Origin of the sequence: Novosphingobium colocasiae, assembly GCF_014652555.1 — a bacterium.
In the GTDB taxonomy this organism is placed as follows: Bacteria; Pseudomonadota; Alphaproteobacteria; order Sphingomonadales; family Sphingomonadaceae; genus Novosphingobium; species Novosphingobium colocasiae.
The window spans coordinates 150,760-169,991 of record NZ_BMZA01000004.1 but is presented as its reverse complement, the minus strand read 5'-3'; the positions used below and the strand labels follow the sequence as shown (position 1 = coordinate 169,991).

Here is a 19,232-nt window from a genome sequence, read left to right as displayed (position 1 = left end):
CTTGCGCTTGCCCCGCAGGAAAGGCAATTGTTTGTGCCGTAACGATGGCAGATGACGCCCCACTCTTCGATGAACGCGGCACAGCGCCGGACCGGAAAGCGCGCGCCGCTTCATCCGCCGCCCCGGCTGACGGCAACGATCCCAGCGGCCATCGTGGCCGTCTGCGCAAGCGGCTGGTCGAAGGCGGGGCCGAGGCGCTGGGCGATCACGAGGTCATAGAAATGTTGCTGATGCAGGCGGTTCCCCGCCGCGACATGAAACCGCTGGCCCGCAGCCTGATCCAGCGCTTCGGCTCGCTGGCCGCCGTGCTCCAGGCCGAGCCGCGCACGCTGGCCGGGCACCCTGGCATGGGCGAGGCGACCGTCGCGGCCCTGCGCGTCGTCACCGTCGCCGCCACCCGCCTCGCCCGCCAGCGGGTGCGGGAGGCGCCGGTCATTTCGTCATGGCAGGCGCTGATCGATTACCTGACGATCGACATGGCGCACCTTACCGTGGAGCGGGTGCGGGTGCTCTATCTCAACGCGCGCAACATGCTGATCCTTGACGATCTGGTCGGCGAAGGCTCGATCGACGAGGCCGCGATCCACCCGCGCGAAGTGATCCGCCGCGCGCTCGACCTGGGGGCGGCGGCGCTGATCCTCGTCCATAATCATCCTTCCGGCTCCCCCGAACCGAGCCGCGCCGATATCGACATCACTAACCGCATCGCCGAAGCGGGCCGCCTGCTGGGCGTGACCGTCCACGATCACGTGGTGATCGGGCGCGAAGGCCACGTCTCGCTGCGGGCCAAGGGACTGATCTGAAGCATGTGCGTGACGGCACTGGCGTGGGATGCTCATCCCGACTGGCTGCTCGTCTGCGCCGGCAACCGCGACGAATTCCACGATCGCCTCGCCGCGCCCTTGGCCCGCTGGCCTGACGAGCCGGGCCTGATCGCCGGCCGCGACCTGACCGGCGGCGGCACCTGGCTGGGGGTGAGCGAGGCCGGACGATTCGCCGTTGTCACCAACTACCGCACGCCTGAAGGCGCACAGCCCGGCCGCCCGTCGCGCGGCAAGCTGGTAACCGATGTGCTGTGCGGACGGGAGAGCGAGCCGGTGGCGACGATGAACCCGTTCAACCTGTTCCTCGTCGATCGCGGCAGGGTTAGCCTCCTCACCAACTACCCGGCGCAAGAGGACCGCCCGCTGCCCCCCGGCCTCCACGGCCTGTCCAACGGCGGCTTCGATGCGCCCTGGGCCAAGACCCGCCGCCTGATCGCCGCGCTTGACCGCTGGCTGGCAAGCGGCACCGGCGATCCCGCAACACTGCTGACCACCCTGCGCGACGAGACCCCGCCGGCCCCGGACGCACCAGCGGATTCGCCCGACGCGATCCCGCTGTTCATCCGCAACGCCGTCTATGGCACACGGTGCTCTACGGTCGTCGCCGTGGGCCGCGACGGCACGGGGAAGATCGTGGAACGACGCTTCGATGCCGAAGGTGCGGTGACGGGGGAGACCGCGATCGGCTTCCGGTGGGAAGCCCGGGGCTGAAACGACCGGGAAGCACGCCTCTGTTCACGCCAAGGCCGCTTCGGGCGCGCAACATCAAGCTCCCTCACCCCCCTCTTTCGTCATCCCCGCGAAGGCGGGGACCCAGTTGATGTTCCAGCAACAAACACCTTCAACAGATGGGTTCCCGCTTTCGCGGGAATGACGAGGTTGGGTGCGTCGCGATAAATCAGGCTATTCTGCAACTTTTGCATCACTGCCTAAAATAAATCTCACGCTATATAACTCTACGTGACTTACGGCCTTCCCACCGCAATCCTTCACGATTGCGGTCGTCTGACCTATTATTTGAGAGCACGCTTGAATCGCGTAGGCCTGGTACTTGTCCGCAGCATTTTCGCAGCGGTCAACCGCCCCCGCTGCTGACACGAGAAGATTCAGGTTGATGTCAAGGAAACCCTTTACCCCCTTGGGCAAACGATTCACACTGAGGACGAGGTCCCGCGGCCATACGAACTGGGGCGGCTTGCCACCACCATCATAGCCCATGACCACGGTTTCCGCGCGTCCGAAGGCCGGCATGCCATCGATTTTGGCGACGTTTCTGAAACGGAGCTTGAGCGCCAACGAACATACCTGCTCCATGCTCGAAGCAGCGCCTTGTCCATCGCCCGCTTCGCAGGCCAACACTTGTCCATCTGGCGATATATCCAAGGTAACCGCGCGAACAAAAGGCAGTTTCAGCCCTGCGGCATCGACCATTTCATGAAACTGCTCCGCAATTTGCACATCGGCCTTTGAAGCGGTCAGGGCGATGGCCAGAGGGATAAGGATTGCGGTCATGTGCGCTCCTAGTGCGAACGTCACTCCATGTACCAGAAGTGCCAAATTTCTCTAGCCATCGCGCTGTCCGTTCACACGCGAGAATTGTTGGCTTGCTGGCAGACATCAATCGCATGGGAGAAAATCAAAATGATTTCACGCGGAGGCGCAGAGGCGCAGAGGTGTCGCGCCTGCGGCTATGCCGCCGTTCTCTTCAATGGGTGCGTTTGCCGCAGCGTCGAAAGGGAGAGGAAGCCTGCGGCGCCGAGCGACACCTCTGCGCCTTTGCGCCTCCGCGCCTCTGCGTGAACCATTCTTTTCTTCAATCAGCCCGCCGCAAAACGCCCCGGCCTTGCCTTTCGCGCCCCCCCGCCCTAGCGGCGGGCCGTCAGGAATTGAGGAGTCGAACCATGGTACCCCGCTACGCCCGCCCCGCGATGACCGCGATCTGGGAGCCCGAAGCGCGCTACCGCATCTGGTTCGAGATCGAGGCGCACGCCGCCGTCAAGATGGGCGAGATGGGCACCGTGCCCGAAAGCGCGGGCAACGCGCTGTGGGACTGGTGGGCAACCAACCCCGCGATCGACGTCGCCGCGATCGATGCCATCGAGGCGGTGACCAAGCACGATGTCATCGCGTTCCTGGACTGGGTGGCCCAGCAGGTCGGTCCCGAAGCGCGGTTCATGCACCAGGGCATGACCAGCTCCGACGTGCTTGACACCACGCTGAACGTCCAGCTCGCCCGCGCCGCCGACATCCTGATCGCCGACATCGACGCCCTGCTCGCCGCGATCAAGCGCCGCGCGGAAGAACACAAGTACACCCCCACGATCGGTCGCAGCCACGGCATCCACGCCGAGCCGGTCACCTTCGGCCTCAAGATGGCCGAGGCTTACGCCGAATTCACCCGCGCCCGCGCCCGTCTCGTCGCCGCGCGCGCTGATGTGGCGACATGCGCGATTTCCGGCGCGGTGGGCACATTCGCCAATGTCGATCCGGCGGTGGAACTCTACGTTGCCGACAAGCTGGGGCTGGAAGTGGAGCCGGTTTCCACCCAGGTCATCCCGCGCGATCGCCACGCGATGTTCTTCGCGGTGCTGGGCGTCATCGCCAGCTCGATCGAGCGCCTCGCCACCGAAGTGCGCCACCTGCAGCGCACCGAAGTGCTGGAGGCCGAGGAATACTTCTCGCCCGGGCAGAAGGGTTCGTCGGCGATGCCGCACAAGCGCAACCCGGTGCTGACCGAGAACCTGACCGGCCTCGCCCGCGTGGTGCGCTCGGCCACGATCCCGGCGATGGAAAACGTGGCGTTGTGGCACGAGCGCGATATCTCGCACTCGTCGGTGGAACGGTTCATCGGCCCGGACGCCACGATCACGCTCGATTTCGCGCTGGCGCGGCTGACCGGAGTGATCGACAAACTGCTGGTCTATCCCGAGCGCATGCAGAAGAACCTCGATCGCATGGGCGGCCTCGTCCATTCGCAGCGGGTGCTGCTGGCGCTGACGCAGGCCGGCCTCAGCCGCGATGCGTCCTATCGCCTGGTTCAGCGCAACGCGATGAAGGTATGGGAATCCGACGGCCAGCTTTCGCTGCTGGAACTTCTCAAGGCCGATCCCGAAGTCGCCGCCGCGCTGACGGCGGAGCAGATCGAGGACAAGTTCAACCTCGACTATCACTTCAAGCACGTCGACACGATCTTCGCGCGCGTGTTCGGCGGCTGAAAATCCGCGCGATTCTCCTCAACCGTGGCCTTCCCTTCGGCGGTATTCCGTCTTAGACCGCGATAAGCGGACGGGGTTGAGGAGAACGCAATGCAGGTCATCCGCACCATTGGCTGGGTCGTACTGACCGCGATTCTGGTCGGGTTTCTGGTGATGAACTGGGGGCCCGGCGTGCCGGTGAACTTCTGGATCAAGCCCAGCGGTGAAGCCGGCGGGTTCCTGTGGCCCGTCGGCGTGGTGGCGCTGGCATTCCTGCTGCTGGGCGCAGTGCCGATGTGGCTTTACCAGCGCGCGTTGCGCTGGCGGCTGACGCGGCGGATCAGTTCGCTGGAAAACAGCCTGCGCGCGCTCAGCATGCCGGCCACCGATGCCCCGGTCGTTCCGACCGACCCTGTTGCAACCCAAACCCCCTTGGAAAATCCGTAAGATGAATCGCAATCCCGTCTATCTCGCGCTCGACCTTCCCCGCCTTGACGCCGCCGAAGCGCTGGCGCGCAAGGTTTCCGGGCATATCGGCGGGATCAAGCTGGGGCTCGAATTCTTCTGCGCGCATGGCCACCACGGCGTCCACGAACTGCACAAGCTGGGGCTGCCGATCTTCCTTGATCTCAAGCTGCACGATATTCCCAACACCGTCGCCGCCGCGATGCAGGCGATCCACGTGCTGGAACCGGCGATCGTCACGATCCACGCTGCCGGCGGGCGGGCGATGATGGAAGATGCCAAGGCGGCTGCGGGAGAGAACTGCAAGGTCGTCGCGGTAACCGTGCTGACCAGTCTGGATGATGACGATCTGACTGCCATCGGTGTGTCGGCAGACCCGCATGCCCAGGCCCTGCGGCTGGCCGAACTGGCCCATTCGGCCGGGCTCGACGGCATCGTCTGCTCCGGCCACGAAGTCGGCGCGGTGCACAAGCAGTGGAAGGACGGCTTCTTCGTCGTCCCCGGCCTGCGCCCGGCAGAAGGCAAGACCGGCGACCAGAAGCGCATCGTCACCCCGCGCCAGGCGCGTGACAACGGCGCTTCGGTGCTGGTCATCGGCCGGCCGATCAGCCGCGCCGAAGACCCCCTCGCCGCCGCCCGCTCGATCGAGGCGACGCTTTAAGCGCCGCCCCCTCGGCAAAAATCAGACGATCACCACGTACTTGCCGATGCCATCCATCGGATAGAATGCCGCGCCCTTTTCGTTGCGTTCGTATCCGGTATCGACGGCGTAGGCCTTGCGATAGCCTTCCTGCACGGCCGGCCGCGCCGCGACGGCTGTGGTCCAGCGTTCGACATTGGCGAATTCGCCGGGGTATTCGGTGCGCGGGTCCATGTATTCGATCCACGGGAAGCAGGCCATGTCGGCGATCGAATAGTCGCCGCCCAGGTATTCGGCTTCGGCCAGCCGGCCGTCCATACGGGTCAGCATGGACCGCCACATGTTGCGATAGCGGTTCTCGGAATAAGTCGTGTCCGCCCCGTTCTTGAAGTGATCGGCCAGCGCGCGGAAGTGCCAGTGCTGGCCACCGATCGGGCCGAGGCCGCCCATCTGCCAGAACAGCCATTCGACCACCCGCTGGCGACCGCGCAGGTCGGCGGGCAGGAAACGGCCGGTCTTTTCGCCGAGGTACTGCAGGATCGCGCCCGATTCGAACGTCACCAGCGGCTCCCCGCCATCGGCCGGTTCATCATCGGCCAGCACCGGCAGGCGCCCTGCGGACGAGCCGCTGAGCAACGAAGTGTCGCGATGTTCGTTCTTGCTGAGGTCGATCGGCTTGAGCGCATAGGGAAGTTCCATCTCCTCCAGCGCGATGCAGATCTTGTGAACATTTGGACTGGGGCAATAGTAAAGCGTGATCATTGGCATTTCTCCCGTGCGCCACGCTACTCCCGTCCGGCCCGCACAACAATACCCTGACCAAATGGTGTCATTAGGGTCAGGACCGATGAATTGCCTTGCCGTCGTTCAGCCAAATGCAATTCGCCGCATTTCAAACACCGTTCATGGCCGGTCATTCCGGCGTCGAGAGAGAAACGAACCATGCGCAAACTAGCCCTTCTTGCCGCAGCCTCGCTGATTGCCGCCCTGCCCGTCTGCGCGGCGCAGGCGCAGGATGCCTCGGTCATCCCGGCGATTGCCGCCGGGCACACCCTGCTGACGGTATCCGCCCAGGGCGCGTCCACCCGCACCCCGGACATGGCCGGTTTCTCGGCCGGGGTGACCACGCAGGGGGCCACCGCCAGCGAGGCGCTGACCGCCAATTCCGCCGCCATGGCCAAAGTGATCGCCGCGCTCAAGCGCGCCGGCGTTGCCGACAAGGACATCCAGACCAGCACGATCAACCTCAACCCGCAATGGGCCCAGCCCAAGCGCCTCCCGGACGGCAGCTATGAAGACGCGCCGCAGCGGATCATCGGCTATCAGGCCAACAACTCGGTCAACGTGCGCGCCCGCAAACTGGACCAGATGGGCAAAGTGATCGACGCCCTCGTCTCGGCCGGGGCCAATCAGGTCAACGGGCCCAACTTCATGCTGGCAGAACAGGCAGCGGCAGAGGACGAAGCCCGGGTGGACGCGATCAAGGCAGCGCGCGCGCGGGCCGAGCTCTATGCCCGCGCTGCCGGGCTGCGGGTGGTGCGGATCGTCTCGATCAACGAAGGTGGCGGCTATGCCCGGCCGATGCCGATGATGTACGCCAAGGCCGACATGGTAGCCGCTGCCCCGCCGCCGGCACCGCCGCCGGTTGCTGCGGGGGAACTGGAAACCTCGGTCACCGTCTCGGTCGCCTTCGAACTGGCACCGTAAGCGCCGCTCAGTTGATAATCATGTCCTGCGACTGGATATTGTAGCCCGCCAGTTGCAGGTTCTTCTCGTCGATTTTGCGATAGACGAACTGCTCGGTACCGGCACCTTTCTCGAAAGTGGTCTCCATGGCCAGGGTGAGGAAGGTGCCACCGGTGGTGGCGTTGGTGTTCCACCCAACCTGCTTGCTGTCCTTGACCCCGCCCAGCTTGCGGTGAACGGCGGCCAGTACCTTGGTCAGTTGATCCTGGGTGGTGGCCGCACGCATGTCCGAGCCGGTGGTTTTCCAGATCGCGGCATACTGCTCGGCATCAAGGGCGCGGTGGAATTGATCGACCTCCGCGGCGGCCTGACTGAACGATTCCTTCACGCCGCAGCCGCACAGCATTGCCAGCGCCGCAATAGCAACTAGATAGCGCACCTTCGCTTCTCCGGTTCATGGCCGATAGCGCATCACTCTAGGCAGGATTCCGGCGATGCCAACACCCGCCATCAAAATCTGCGGCATCAACAGCGAAAGCGCGATGCGCGCCGCGCTGAAGGCGCGGGCGAATCATGTCGGCCTCGTGTTCTTCCCGTCCAGCCCGCGCAACGTCACGGTGCGCGAAGCGGCAGCACTTTCGGCTCAGGCGCAAGGGCAGGCGAGCCGGGTGGGCCTGTTCGTCAATGCCGATGACGCGACGATCGCCGAGGCTGTGACGGCCGCCGGGCTCGACATCCTGCAATTGCACGGGGCGGAAACGCCCGAACGCGCCGGGCAGCTTCGCGCCCGCTTCGGCCTGCCGGTTTGGAAGGCGTTGTCCGTCGCCAGCGCCGAGGACGTGCTGCGCGCCAGCGCATACGCCGGTGCGGTCGATCTGGTGCTGTTCGATGCCAAGACCCCAAAGGGCACCCTGCCCGGCGGCATGGGACTGAGCTTCGACTGGAGCCTGGTGGCCCACTGGAAGGGCCCGGTCGCCTGGGGCCTGGCCGGCGGACTTAACCCCGAAAACGTGGCGCAGGCGGTGGCAGTGACCGGCGCGCCGCTGGTCGATGTGTCCTCCGGCGTCGAAAGCGCGCCCGGGGTCAAGGACGAAGGCCGCATCGCCGCCTTCGCGATGGCGCTGCGCGGCATTTCCTGAGGCGGAAAAAGCGCGCCTCGCGCGTGGCGGATCGCTGGACAAGCAGCGCCCCCTCTGCCAATCGGCGGCATTATGACCGCTCAACCCCTGCCCAACTCGCTGCGCTCGCTGCCCGATGAAAACGGCCACTTCGGCCAGTTCGGGGGACGCTATGTCGCCGAAACGCTGATGCCCCTGATCCTCGATCTGGAGAAGGAATATCGCCGCGCGCAGGACGATCCGGCGTTCTGGGCCGAATTCGATGACCTGATGAAGGACTTCGTTGGCCGCCCCAGCCCGCTTTACCATGCCCCGCGCATGACCGAGCACTTCCGTGGCCTCGCCCCCGCGGGCAAGGGCCCGAAGATCTATTTCAAGCGCGAGGAGCTGAACCACACCGGCGCGCACAAGATCAACAACTGCATCGGCCAGATCCTGCTGGCGATGCGGATGGGCAAGACCAAGATCATCGCCGAGACCGGTGCCGGTCAGCACGGCGTTGCCACCGCCACGGTCGCCGCGCGGTTCGGCCTGCCCTGCACCATCTTCATGGGTGCCACCGATGTGGAACGTCAGAAGCCCAACGTCTTTCGCATGAAGCTGCTGGGGGCCGAGGTGGTCCCCGTGACCAGCGGGGCGATGACGCTCAAGGATGCGATGAACGACGCGCTGCGCCACTGGGTCGCCAACGTGCATGACACGTTCTACATCATCGGCACGGCAGCGGGCCCGCACCCCTATCCGGAACTCGTGCGCGATTTCCAGTCGATCATCGGCAAGGAAACGCGCGAGCAGATCATGGAGAAGGAAGGCCGCCTGCCCGATATGCTAGTGGCTGCGGTAGGCGGCGGATCGAACGCGATCGGCCTGTTCCACCCGTTCCTCGACGATCCCGATGTCGCGATGACCGGCATCGAAGCGGCGGGCCACGGCATCGAGACCGGCAAGCATGCCGCCAGCCTCGCCGGTGGCAAGCCCGGCATCCTCCACGGCAACAAGACCTACCTGCTGCAGGACGAGGACGGCCAGATCACGGAAGCCCACTCGATCAGCGCCGGGCTCGACTATCCGGGCCTCGGACCCGAACATTCCTGGCTCTACGAAAGCGGCCGGGTGAACTACGTGCCGATCACTGACGATCAGGCGCTGGAAGCGTTTCAGTTGTGCTGCTCGCTCGAAGGGATCATCCCGGCGCTGGAAAGCGCCCACGCCCTCGCCGCATTGCCGCAACTGACCGCCGCGATGGACGCCGACAAGCTGCTCGTCGTCAACGTGTCCGGCCGGGGCGACAAGGACATCTTCACCGTCGCCGAAGCACTGGGGGTGGAGCTTTGATAAAAAGCCCTCTCCCCTTTAGGGGAGAGGGTTGGGAGAGGGGCATATGCGCGACGCTAGGCTGACCATTTATGCCAAGGCGATGCGTCGGGAAATGACCGAACCCGAAACCCGGATATGGCTGAAAGTCCGGGCACAACGATTGAACGGCGTGAAGTTTCGTCGACAGAAGGTGATCGGGCCCTACATCGCCGATTTCGCGGCGAACGATCCAAGGCTCGTCATCGAAATCGACGGCCAGACCCACGACGTGGACGATCGGCGCGATGCCGAACGGACACGCTATCTGAACGAACGCGGATACCACGTGATCCGGTTCACGAACCTGGACGTGATGACCAATATGGATGGTGTGATGATCGCGCTTTCGCAAGCTCTGGAGATGGCGGGGAAGTCCCCTCTCCCAACCCTCTCCCCTGAAGGGGAGAGGGCCATATGAGCCGCTTCGAAACAGCCTTCGCCAAAGGCCCCGCGCTCGTCTGTTTCATCACCGCCGGCGATGGCGATACCGCGGCGAATCTCGACGCGCTGGTCGAGGCCGGCGCGGATGTGATCGAGCTCGGCATGCCCTTCACCGATCCGATGGCCGATGGCCCGGCGATCCAGGAGGCGAACCTGCGTAGCCTGGCCAAGGGCACCCGCACGGCCGATATCTTCCGCATGGCGCGTGAATTCCGCGCCCGCCATCCCGAAACCCCGCTGGTGCTGATGGGCTACGCCAATTCGATGGTCGCGCGCGGGACGGAGTGGTTCGGGGATGAGTGCGCCAAGGCCGGCGTCGATGGCGTCATCTGCGTCGATATCCCGCCCGAGGAAGACGCGGAGCTGGGCCCGGCGCTGCGCGCGGCGGGCGTTTCGCTGATCCGCCTGGCCACGCCCACCACCGATGCGGCGCGGCTGCCGGCCGTGCTCGAAGGATCGTCCGGGTTCCTCTACTACGTCTCGGTCGCCGGGATCACCGGCACGCAACAGGCTGCCCAGGCTTCGATCGAAGAGATGGTGGGCAAGCTCAAGGCCGCCAGCTCCATCCCGGTCGCAGTCGGCTTCGGCGTGCGCACGCCCGAACAGGCCGCCGCGATCGCTGCGGTTGCCGATGGGGTGGTAGTCGGATCGGCGCTGGTCGATCTGGTCAAGCAGCATGGCGACGATGCCCCCGGCCCGCTCCGCGAACTGACCGCAGCGCTGGCGCAAGCCGTCCATGCGGCGCGCCGGGTCTGAGCCATGGCGCGCCCGGCCGACTTCGCGGTTTCCGATAACCCCGAGGTTCAGGCGCAACTTGACCGGCTGGCCGCGCTGTCGCTGCCGCAGGGCCGGATCGGCCTCGAACCGGTCCGCGAACTGCTGGACCGGCTGGGCAACCCGCAGCGCTCGCTGCCGCCGGTTTTCCATGTGGCGGGGACTAACGGCAAGGGGTCGACATGTGCCTTCCTGCGCGCGGCGCTGGAGGCGGCAGACCACCGGGTCCACGTCTTCACCAGCCCGCATCTGGTCCGCTTCAACGAACGCATCCGGGTCTCGGGCGCGCTGATATCCGACGATCTGCTGGCAGAGCTGCTGGCCGAAGTGCTGGACGAGGCCGAGGCCGGCGCGATCGCGGTCAGTTTTTTCGAGGTGGCGACGGCGGCGGCGTTCCTCGCCTTTTCGCGCGTCCCTGCCGATGCCTGCGTCATCGAGGTCGGCCTGGGCGGGCGGCTGGACGCCACCAATGTGCTGGAAGCCCCCGCCGCGTGCGGGATCGCCTCGCTCGGCATCGACCACGAAGCGTTCCTGCTCGCCCCCGAAGCCGGTGTTCCTGCCGAGCCGCTGGCGCGGATCGCGTTCGAAAAGGCCGGGATCGCCAAGCCGGGAGTGCCGCTGGTGACGCTGGCCTACGGACAGGATGCTGTTGACGCTGTCGAGGAGCAGGCCGAGCGGGTGATCGCCCCGGTGTTCCGCCAGGGGCGCGACTGGTCAATCCGTGCGCAGGACGGCGGCCTGCTGTATCGCGATCATCACGGCGATCTTGCCCTGCCGCTTCCCGCACTGGCCGGGGCGCACCAGACCGCGAACGCCGCGCTGGCGATCGCCATGCTGCGCCATCAGGATGCGCTGCCGATCGCTGACGAGGCGCTGGCGGCCGCGATGGGCCGGGCCAACTGGCCGGCCCGGCTGCAGCGGCTCGCCGATGGTCCGGTCACGCGGCTGCTTCCGCCCGCTACGCCATGCTGGCTCGATGGTGGCCACAACCCCGATGCGGGTGCGGCGCTGGGCGTTCACTTTGCCGGCAGTTCCGCACCGATCCATCTCGTGATCGGCATGCTGGCGAACAAGCACCCGGAGGCGCTGATCGCGCCGCTGCGCCGCCATCTGGCCAGCGTGACGGTGGTGCCGGTGCCCGGCCACGAATACCACGCGGCCAGCGCATTCCGCGCGCTGTTCCCGCAGGCGGATGAAGCGGACGATGTGGAGACGGCTCTGCGCGAGTTGTCCGTGGCACCCGGAGACACGGTGCTGATCGCGGGATCGCTCTATCTGGCCGGGACGGTGCTGGCGGCCAACGGGCAGCTACCCGACTGAAGCCTCCGCCGTCCGGCGGCCCGCGCGTGCCTGGCGCATCGCCTCGATCACGCACAGCACCACGGCGACAAGCCCCAGCGCGGCAGTGGTATAGAACACCCGCGCATAGCCGCCCTCCTCGATCATCTGGCCCAGAGCCGCGCGGCCGAGCGAGCCGACCAGCACCGTCAGCGAGGACAGCAGCGCGTATTGCACCGCCGCGTGGCTCTTGGCGGTGATGCCGGACAGATAGGCCACGAACGCCGCCCCGGCGATGCCGCCCGCGAGGTTCTCTCCGGCGATGGCCAGCAGCAGGCGCGCCAGCCGGGGATCGGCACCGAACTGGCCCACCGCCCAGGTGAAGCCCGACAGCCGCCCGAAGGCATCGAGCCCGGCGCCGCCTTGCGCCAGATCGGCGTAAAGCAGGTTCGAAGCGGCGGCGAGCACCGCGCCGAGGATCACGGTGGGCATGCGGCCAAGCCATGCGAACAGCAGCGCTGCCAGCGCGATCCCGCCCATCGTCATGCCGACGCCGAAGAACTTGGAGGCGATCGCCACCTCGTCGTTCGTGTAGTGCAGTTCCTGCAGGTAGAACGGCAGCGCGAACGGACCCCAGATCGAATCGGTCAACCGGTACGTCAGGACGATCGCCAGGACCAGGATCGCCGCCCAGCCCAGCCGGCTGACGAGTTCGGACAGCGGATCGATCAGCGCATCGTAAGCGTGATCGAGGAAACCACGCGCCGCCGCATCGCCCGGTGCCGGCGGATAGCGCCCGGTCCTCCGCCATCCGTCAAGGATGCCCGCCAGCACCGCCGGCACCACCACGGTGGCGATGACGATCAGCGGCCCGTAGAGCTTGATGAACGCCGTGGCATCGGGGCGCGCAGCCGCATCGCTGCCCAGCGAGCGGACCATGAACACCAGCACCGTCACCAGCGCCCAGCCCCACAGCGCGCCGACCAAGGCCAGCACCGTAAGCCGCACGCTGCGGGCGAGGCCGTGGCCGGGTGTATCGTCGGTCCCGGCCAGCGGTTCGTCGGCCGCCGTGTCGGGCGCGAACCAGCTTGCAGCCATGGCGAGGTACATGAAGCCGCCGAACAGACCATAGACCAGCGGCCAGCCGATCCGCGCCGCCATGATCAGCGCCAGCGCGCCACCGGCCAGTGCCGCCAGCCGATAGCCCAACTGGTAGATCGAGGAGAGCAGTTCGAGCGGCGCATCCTCGTCCGCCACTTCGACGCGCCAGGCGTCTATCGCGATATCCTGCGTGGCGCTGGCGAACGCGGCGATGCCGGCCAGCAGCGAGAACATCCCCAGCGAGGTCACCGGATCGAGCGAGGCCAGCACGATCAGCACCGTGCCGACCAGCGCCTGGATCGGCACCAGCCACGAACGCCGCCGCCCCAGCCGCCACAGGAACGGCACCCGCCCGCGATCCACCAGCGGCGACCACAGGAACTTGAAGGCATAGGCAAGCCCGATGAGCGAGAACACGCCCATCGTTTCCAGATCAACGCCGGTCTCGCCCAGCCACGCATAGAGCGTACCCAGAAGTAGCGCATAAGGCAGGCCTGATGCCATGCCGAACACCAGCATCACCCCGGTCTTGCGATTGGTGAAGGCCGAACGCAGCACATCGATGGTCTTGCGATCGGCCATTGTCACTCCCTGAACCGCCCGATGCGGCTGCCGTTGCGCGGAACTTACCGTGCGCCACCGTAATGGGAAGGCTGGATGAACCGGCGATCAACAGGTATGGGCCACAGCCATGTCCAGACCACCCAGCAAAAGCGGCCCTCCCGGGGGCACGACGCGCGGCCCTCGCCGGCCCGGCCGCCCCGGCTCCGATTCCGGCCGCCCCGGCTCCCGCCGTTCAGAAGGCGGGCCCGGCCGCACCGCTCCCGGCCCCCGCAAGGGCGGCACCGAGCGGCCGCCGGTCAGCCAGTTCCGCTCGACCGGCAAGCCACCGGCCCCGCCGCAGCAACCCAAGGACCGCGAAGGCGATCGCATCGCCAAGCTGCTCGCCCGCGCCGGCATCGCCAGCCGCCGCGAGGTGGAGCGCATGATCGCCGAGGGCCGCGTGAAGATCGGCGAGGAGGTGGTGACGACGCCGGCCACCGTGCTGACATCGCTGGCCGGCGTGTCGGTAGACGGCGTGGCGGTGAAGGCGGCCGAGCCGACCCGGCTGTTCGCGTTCCACAAGCCCGCCGGCCTCATCACCGCAGAGCGCGATCCTGCCGGGCGGCCGACGATCTACACCGCGCTGCGCAACGCGCTGCCGGCGGGTGCCGGGCGGGTGATGCCGGTCGGCCGGCTCGATTTCAGCACCGAAGGGCTGCTGCTGCTGACGAACGACGGCGGCTTCAAGCGCCAGCTCGAACTGCCCTCGACCGGGGTGGAGCGCACCTATCGGGCCCGCGCCTTCGGCGATATTAGCCAGGCGCAACTCGAAGACCTGATCGAGGGGATCGAGATCGACGGCGTCCGCTACGGCAAGATCGACGCCAACCTGGAGCGGCGCACCGGCCGCAACCAGTGGATCGAGATGACGCTGACCGAAGGCAAGAACCGCGAGGTTCGTCGCGTGCTCGAACACCTCGGCCTCGAAGTCAGCCGGCTGCTGCGCGTCGGCTACGGGCCGTTCCATCTGGGCGATCTGCCCAAGGGCCAGGCGGTGGAGATCGAACCCAAGCAGGTCGTCCGCTTCCGCGAAAGCCTGGGCGGCAGGAACGCATGAAGCCCCCACGGAGCAAGGCGGGTGCAAAGCCCGGCGGCATGCGCATCATCGCCGGAGAATGGCGCGGTCGGCGACTGTTCGCCCCCGAAGGCGAAGCCACGCGGCCGACATCGGATCGCACCCGCGAAACGCTGTTCTCGATGCTGGTCAGCCGGCTGGGCAGTCTGGAGGGGCTCAAGGCTGCGGACCTCTTCGCCGGATCGGGCGCGCTTGGCCTCGAAGCGCTGTCGCGCGGCTGCGCGCATTGCCTGTTCGTCGATTCCGATGCCGCCGCGATCCGCGCCATCCGCCGCAACATCGCCAACATGCAGGCCCAGTCCCGCAGCGACGTCCGCGCCAGTTCGGCGCTGTCGCTGGGCCCGGCGCGCGAGGCGCTTGATCTGGTGATGCTGGACCCGCCCTATGCTTCCGGCGCGGGCGCGGTGGCGATCGACAAGCTGGCGCGGCTGGGCTGGATCGGCCCGCAGACCTGGGTCAGCCTTGAAACCATGCGCGATGAGGGCGTGGCGGTCAAAGGCTTCGAAATCGCTGCGGAGCGGACGGTGGGCAAGGCTCAACTCTACCTGTTGCGCCAGTCCGCAACTTAGACCGCAGTGACGTTCGATGGCGCCGCCTGCTCCTCCACCCTTAAGGCGGGAGGTTGGGAGGGGGGTGTACCTGGCCAGCATTGACGCGCTGCCTGCGGCATCACTCCCCCTCCCCCAGCCCCTCCCCGGCGGGGAGGGGAGACGCAAACTCCGCTCATTCAGGCTACGCCCGCTCACGAAAACAGGGGCACCGGCAAGCCGATGCCCCTGCTTTACGCGCATTTGCGTGACGAAATCAGACGCCGCCGCGATTGCGGCAGCTATCCTTTACGGTCTTGCTGCAGACCGGATATTCCTTGTTCATGGCATCCGCCGGCGGCGGCGTCAGCGCGCCTTTGTACGGACCGCCCTGATAGCTCTGGTCGGCGGGCATCGCCGGGCGCACGTTCTGCTCGGCGCTTTGCGGGTTGGGGACGCCGGTGGTCGGCATGCCCGGTCCCGGAGGGTTGGCTTGGCCCGGCGGCGTAGTGGGCGTGGTACCCGCCATCTGCTGCAGGATCGAGGTCCACGCGGTTTCGCGCTGTTCCGGGGTCATCTTGTAGACCTGCCCGCGCTGGTCGGCCGTCAGCGCCCAGTAGCCAGTCTGCTGTTCGGTCTTGAGGCTCCAGTAGTAGTCCTTGTACGCCTGAGGCCAGGTTGCGTAATCGGCCTTCTTGTCGGCCGGCCAGGTATCGTAAACCGCCTGCTGTTCGGGCGTCAGCCCGGCCGCAGGGGCGGCGGGATCGGTTGCCGGGGCGGTAGCAGGCGGCGGCGTCATGGTTTCCTGCGCGAGGATCGGCGCGGAAACGGAAGCCGAAAGTCCGGCCAGCACCAGAGCGCTCGCCCCTTTCAGGCTCCACCCTTTCAGAATAGTGTTGCGCATCGTAACTCTCCATTGCGATTATCTTGGAAATGCGACGAGCGGCAGGGGGAATTGTTCCGCTGCTGCGACGAAGCGGCCTTGCGCCGGGTTAATCCGTTCCCTAGTTGTTCGCGGGTGAACACCCCGCAAGCCCCCCTCCCCACCGCGATGGACGGCCCGCCGGGCGATCCGCTGCTTGACGGCCTGAACCCGCCCCAGCGCGAGGCGGTGCTGACCACCGAAGGGCCGGTGCTGATGTTGGCGGGTGCCGGCACCGGCAAGACCGCCGCGCTGACCCGCCGGCTCGCCCATCTGGTGCGCGCGCGGCTGGCCTGGCCAAGCGAGATCCTGTGCGTCACTTTCACCAACCGCGCCGCGCGCGAAATGCGCGAACGGGTCGGCCATCTGATCGGCCCGGCGGTCGAAGGGATGCCGTGGCTCGGCACCTTCCACGCCATCGCCGCCAAGATGCTGCGCCGTCACGCCGAACTCGTGGGCCTGCAGGCCAATTACACGATCATCGATACCGACGATCAGCTTCGCCTGCTCAAGCAGCTTATCGTGGCCGAAGGGCTGGACGAAAAGCGCTGGCCGGCACGCCAGCTTGCCGGCTGCATCGATCGCTGGAAGAACCGGGGCCTTCTCCCTGACCAGCTCGATGCTGGGGAGAACGAGGCCTATGCCAATGGCAAGGGCCGCGCGTTCTACCAGCTCTATCAGGATCGATTGAAAACCCTGAACGCCTGCGATTTCGGCGATCTGCTGCTGCACATGCTGACCATCCTGCGCGGCCATCCCGAAGTGCTGGCGCAGTACCAGCAGCGCTTCAAGTACGTGATGGTGGACGAATATCAGGACACCAACCAGGTCCAGTATTTCTGGCTGCGGCTGCTGGCGCAAAGCCGCAAGAACATCTGCGTGGTGGGTGATGACGATCAGTCGATCTATTCCTGGCGCGGGGCTGAGGTTGCCAACATCCTGCGGTTCGAAAAGGACTTTCCCGGCGCGCGGGTGATCCGGCTGGAGCAGAACTATCGCTCCACCCCGCAGATCCTGGCCGCCGCATCGGGCCTGATCGACGCCAATACCCAGCGGCTCGGCAAGACCTTGTGGACCGATCGCCACGCCGGCGACCGGGTGCGGGTGATCGGGGTGTGGGATGGCCCCGAGGAAGCGCGCCGTGTGGGCGACGATATCGAGCGGCTGGAACGCGAAGGTGCCGCGCTCAATCAGGTCGCGATCCTGGTGCGCGCCCAGTACCAAACGCGCGAGTTCGAAGACCGCTTCATCTCGATCGGCCTCAACTATCGCATCGTCGGCGGTTTCCGGTTCTACGAACGCGCGGAAATCCGCGATGCGCTGGCCTATCTGCGCCTGATCGCCCAGCCCGCCGACGATCTGGCGTTCGAGCGCATATACAACGCCCCCAAGCGCGGGCTGGGCGCGAAAGCGCTGGAAAAGCTGCACCTGCTGGCGCGGCGGCGCGGCATACCGCTGGCGGCAGCGGCGCTGGAAATCGTCGATACCGACGAACTGCCCGCCCGCGCCCGCAACACGTTCCTGGCCTTCATGCGCGATGTCGCGCGGTGGCGCGATCTGGCGAAGACACAGAACCCCGCCGACCTGATCCGCACCGTCATGGACGAGAGCGGCTATACCGAAGCGCTGCAGGCCGAACGCACCGCAGAGGCGTCCGGGCGGCTCGAAAACCTGTCTGAACTCGCCCGCGCCATGGAGGAATACGAAAGCCTCGGCGATTTCCTCGAACATGTCAGCCTGGTGATGGACAACGAAGCGGCGGCGGACGAGGAAAAGGTCACCATCATGACCATGCACGCCGCCAAGGGGCTGGAATTCGATCACGTGTTCCTGCCGGGCTGGGAGGAAGGCGTGTTTCCGTCGCAGCGTGCGCTGGATGAAGGCGGGCTTGCCAGCCTGGAGGAAGAGCGCCGGCTCGCCTATGTCGCGATCACCCGCGCGCGGCGGCGCTGCACCATCCTCCATGCCGCCAACCGGCGCATCTATGGCCAGTGGACCAGTTCGATCCCCTCGCGCTTCATCGCCGAACTGCCGGGCGATCATGTCGATAACGAGACCACGCTGTCAGGTGGCGCTTCGCTGTGGCGCGCGCAGTGGACCGAACATGCCGATCCGTTTGCCGAAGTGGCACGTGCGCAACCGGCGCGGACCGTCACGCGCGGCCCCGGCTGGCAGCGCGCCGCCGCCCGCGAATTCGACACCGCGCCGCGCCGCATCGCCGAGACGACCCGCAGCGCCGCCAGCTTCGCCGCCAAGCCGCGCACCGATATCGAAATCGGCGCGCGGGTGTTTCACGAGAAATTCGGTTACGGCACGGTGGCGGCGCAGGAAGGCAACAAGCTGGAAATCGACTTCGAAACGTCGGGCCGAAAGCGCGTGATCGACAGTTTCGTCAAACCCGCTGCCGAATAGAAAAGCGCCCGGAAAGCCGTAGCTTCCGGGCGCTCTGGAATCGGTGGGGATGTCCGGTTCAGATCAGGCCGGGCATCAGCCGGAAGCGCACCTTGCCGGCGTATTCCTGATAGGCCGGATCGCGCATCAGCACGCGCTCTTCCTCGCGGGTGCGGGCCCACAGCAGCACCCAGGCCAGCCCCAGGATCGCGACGTTCCACAAATGCGGGTAAAGCAGGATGAAGCCGAGGTGGCTGATCATGTAGCCCATGTACATCGGGTGGCGCACGAAGCGGTACATGCCGTCCGACTTCACGCCGCGATTGGCCGGCACGATGCCGAAGCTGCGGCGCAGCGACAGCTTGGCCAGCACGGACAGTGCGAACCCGCCGGTGATGAGTGCGGTGGTTACCGCTTCGCTGGCGAGAGCGGTGCCGAGCGGCGCGATCAGCAGCGCCATGCTGGTGCCGCCGAAGCCGAGGATGATCGAGCGCATGTCGGTCGCCACATCGCCGGGGCGCTGCAGAAAGATGAAGACAACACCAGCGAGTTCCGCCGCCAGCGAGACCATCACTTGCGGATGCTCTCCCACCACCGGCAACAGGCGCCGCAGGGTGAAGTAGGCGAGGACGGAAAGGAATGCACATTCCGCGTAATGGATGACGCGCTGGTTCATGGCTCGGCTGCCCCGTTGATCTGCCCCGCAATCGCTTGCGGTATGAGCCCCCGGTTTATGCGTGTCTGGTAAACAGGCCGTTACGGATGCGGTGGCCTTGCGGAATTTCCACACCATTTGGAAACCATGTTGGCGCTAGGCAGGGGCATCGGCTGCGCGCG

General features: G+C 66.4%; 20 protein-coding genes. 14 read left to right on the top strand and 6 right to left on the bottom strand.

The features are described 5' to 3' along the window. Positions 1–44 precede the first annotated feature (44 nt). Together radC and IE122_RS08375 are read left to right on the top strand one after the other, a co-directional pair. Positions 45–803, top strand: a complete 759-nt coding sequence (radC, locus tag IE122_RS08380; RefSeq protein ID WP_189620705.1) for a RadC family protein — start codon at positions 45–47, stop codon at positions 801–803. A 3-nt stretch (positions 804–806) separates the two neighbouring features. Beyond that, complete coding sequence (locus tag IE122_RS08375; protein ID WP_189620704.1) at positions 807–1,535, top strand: NRDE family protein; 729 nt, start codon at positions 807–809, stop codon at positions 1,533–1,535. 192 nt (positions 1,536–1,727) lie between these two features. On the opposite strand, the gene IE122_RS08370 is transcribed toward IE122_RS08375, so the two are convergent. Next, the gene (locus IE122_RS08370) at positions 1,728–2,336 is read right to left on the bottom strand and encodes a hypothetical protein (RefSeq protein ID WP_189620703.1); all 609 of its coding nucleotides are present in this window, start codon (positions 2,334–2,336) and stop codon (positions 1,728–1,730) included. A gap of 389 nt (positions 2,337–2,725) precedes the next feature. On the opposite strand from IE122_RS08370, the gene purB reads away from it, so the two are divergent. The 3 genes from purB to pyrF all read left to right on the top strand — a co-directional run bounded on the left by purB (position 2,726) and on the right by pyrF (position 5,144). Next, a complete protein-coding gene (gene purB, locus IE122_RS08365; RefSeq protein WP_189620702.1) occupies positions 2,726–4,039 on the top strand; it encodes an adenylosuccinate lyase in 1,314 nt (437 codons plus the stop codon). Between the two features lie 90 nt (positions 4,040–4,129). Then, the gene (locus IE122_RS08360) at positions 4,130–4,465 is read left to right on the top strand and encodes a LapA family protein (RefSeq protein ID WP_189620701.1); all 336 of its coding nucleotides are present in this window, start codon (positions 4,130–4,132) and stop codon (positions 4,463–4,465) included. Position 4,466: 1 nt separating this feature from the next. Then, positions 4,467–5,144 carry an orotidine-5'-phosphate decarboxylase gene (pyrF, locus tag IE122_RS08355; protein ID WP_189620700.1) on the top strand — a complete coding sequence of 226 codons (678 nt, stop codon included), beginning with the start codon at positions 4,467–4,469 and terminating at the stop codon, positions 5,142–5,144. 21 nt (positions 5,145–5,165) lie between these two features. Here pyrF and IE122_RS08350 read toward each other — a convergent pair whose 3' ends face one another. Then, positions 5,166–5,885 (bottom strand): glutathione S-transferase family protein, encoded by a 720-nt coding sequence (locus IE122_RS08350; RefSeq protein WP_189620699.1) that lies wholly within the window; start codon positions 5,883–5,885, stop codon positions 5,166–5,168. 180 nt (positions 5,886–6,065) lie between these two features. On the opposite strand from IE122_RS08350, the gene IE122_RS08345 reads away from it, so the two are divergent. Next, entirely contained in the window at positions 6,066–6,830 is a 765-nt protein-coding gene (locus tag IE122_RS08345; RefSeq protein ID WP_189620698.1) for an SIMPL domain-containing protein, read from the top strand. A 7-nt stretch (positions 6,831–6,837) separates the two neighbouring features. Here the strand turns inward: IE122_RS08345 and IE122_RS08340 are convergent, their stop codons facing one another. Further along, positions 6,838–7,248, bottom strand: coding sequence for a DUF4019 domain-containing protein (locus tag IE122_RS08340; protein ID WP_229813911.1), 411 nt, complete (start codon positions 7,246–7,248; stop codon positions 6,838–6,840). 55 nt (positions 7,249–7,303) lie between these two features. Here IE122_RS08340 and IE122_RS08335 point away from each other — a divergent pair, with 55 nt between their 5' ends. The 5 genes from IE122_RS08335 to IE122_RS08315 all read left to right on the top strand — a co-directional run bounded on the left by IE122_RS08335 (position 7,304) and on the right by IE122_RS08315 (position 11,818). Then, positions 7,304–7,948, top strand: coding sequence for a phosphoribosylanthranilate isomerase (locus IE122_RS08335; protein ID WP_189620697.1), 645 nt, complete (start codon positions 7,304–7,306; stop codon positions 7,946–7,948). Between the two features lie 72 nt (positions 7,949–8,020). Continuing rightward, a complete protein-coding gene (gene trpB, locus IE122_RS08330; RefSeq protein WP_189620696.1) occupies positions 8,021–9,262 on the top strand; it encodes a tryptophan synthase subunit beta in 1,242 nt (413 codons plus the stop codon). 46 nt (positions 9,263–9,308) lie between these two features. Beyond that, complete coding sequence (locus IE122_RS08325) at positions 9,309–9,701, top strand: endonuclease domain-containing protein (protein WP_189620695.1); 393 nt, start codon at positions 9,309–9,311, stop codon at positions 9,699–9,701. After that, positions 9,698–10,480 (top strand): tryptophan synthase subunit alpha, encoded by a 783-nt coding sequence (trpA, locus tag IE122_RS08320; RefSeq protein ID WP_189620694.1) that lies wholly within the window; start codon positions 9,698–9,700, stop codon positions 10,478–10,480. The genes IE122_RS08325 and trpA overlap by 4 nt, the downstream gene beginning before the upstream one ends. 3 nt (positions 10,481–10,483) lie before the next feature. Further along, the gene (locus tag IE122_RS08315) at positions 10,484–11,818 is read left to right on the top strand and encodes a bifunctional folylpolyglutamate synthase/dihydrofolate synthase (protein ID WP_189620693.1); all 1,335 of its coding nucleotides are present in this window, start codon (positions 10,484–10,486) and stop codon (positions 11,816–11,818) included. Here the strand turns inward: IE122_RS08315 and IE122_RS08310 are convergent. After that, the gene (locus IE122_RS08310) at positions 11,807–13,459 is read right to left on the bottom strand and encodes an AmpG family muropeptide MFS transporter (protein ID WP_229813908.1); all 1,653 of its coding nucleotides are present in this window, start codon (positions 13,457–13,459) and stop codon (positions 11,807–11,809) included. The genes IE122_RS08315 and IE122_RS08310 overlap by 12 nt on opposite strands. Before the next feature lie 109 nt (positions 13,460–13,568). Here IE122_RS08310 and IE122_RS08305 point away from each other — a divergent pair, with 109 nt between their 5' ends. After that, positions 13,569–14,537: a pseudouridine synthase gene (locus IE122_RS08305; RefSeq protein WP_189620692.1), complete on the top strand. Its 969-nt coding sequence runs from the start codon at positions 13,569–13,571 to the stop codon at positions 14,535–14,537. Between the two features lie 38 nt (positions 14,538–14,575). Further along, positions 14,576–15,124, top strand: coding sequence for a 16S rRNA (guanine(966)-N(2))-methyltransferase RsmD (gene rsmD, locus IE122_RS08300; RefSeq protein ID WP_189620793.1), 549 nt, complete (start codon positions 14,576–14,578; stop codon positions 15,122–15,124). A gap of 235 nt (positions 15,125–15,359) precedes the next feature. Here the strand turns inward: rsmD and IE122_RS08295 are convergent, their stop codons facing one another. Continuing rightward, positions 15,360–15,986 (bottom strand): hypothetical protein, encoded by a 627-nt coding sequence (locus IE122_RS08295; RefSeq protein ID WP_229813906.1) that lies wholly within the window; start codon positions 15,984–15,986, stop codon positions 15,360–15,362. A 147-nt stretch (positions 15,987–16,133) separates the two neighbouring features. Here IE122_RS08295 and IE122_RS08290 point away from each other — a divergent pair, with 147 nt between their 5' ends. Beyond that, on the top strand, positions 16,134–18,416 hold the full coding sequence (locus tag IE122_RS08290; RefSeq protein ID WP_189620791.1) for an ATP-dependent helicase: 2,283 nt from the start codon (positions 16,134–16,136) through the stop codon (positions 18,414–18,416). Positions 18,417–18,474: 58 nt separating this feature from the next. On the opposite strand, the gene IE122_RS08285 is transcribed toward IE122_RS08290, so the two are convergent. Continuing rightward, positions 18,475–19,071: a methyltransferase family protein gene (locus IE122_RS08285; protein WP_189620691.1), complete on the bottom strand. Its 597-nt coding sequence runs from the start codon at positions 19,069–19,071 to the stop codon at positions 18,475–18,477. Positions 19,072–19,232 lie beyond the last annotated feature (161 nt).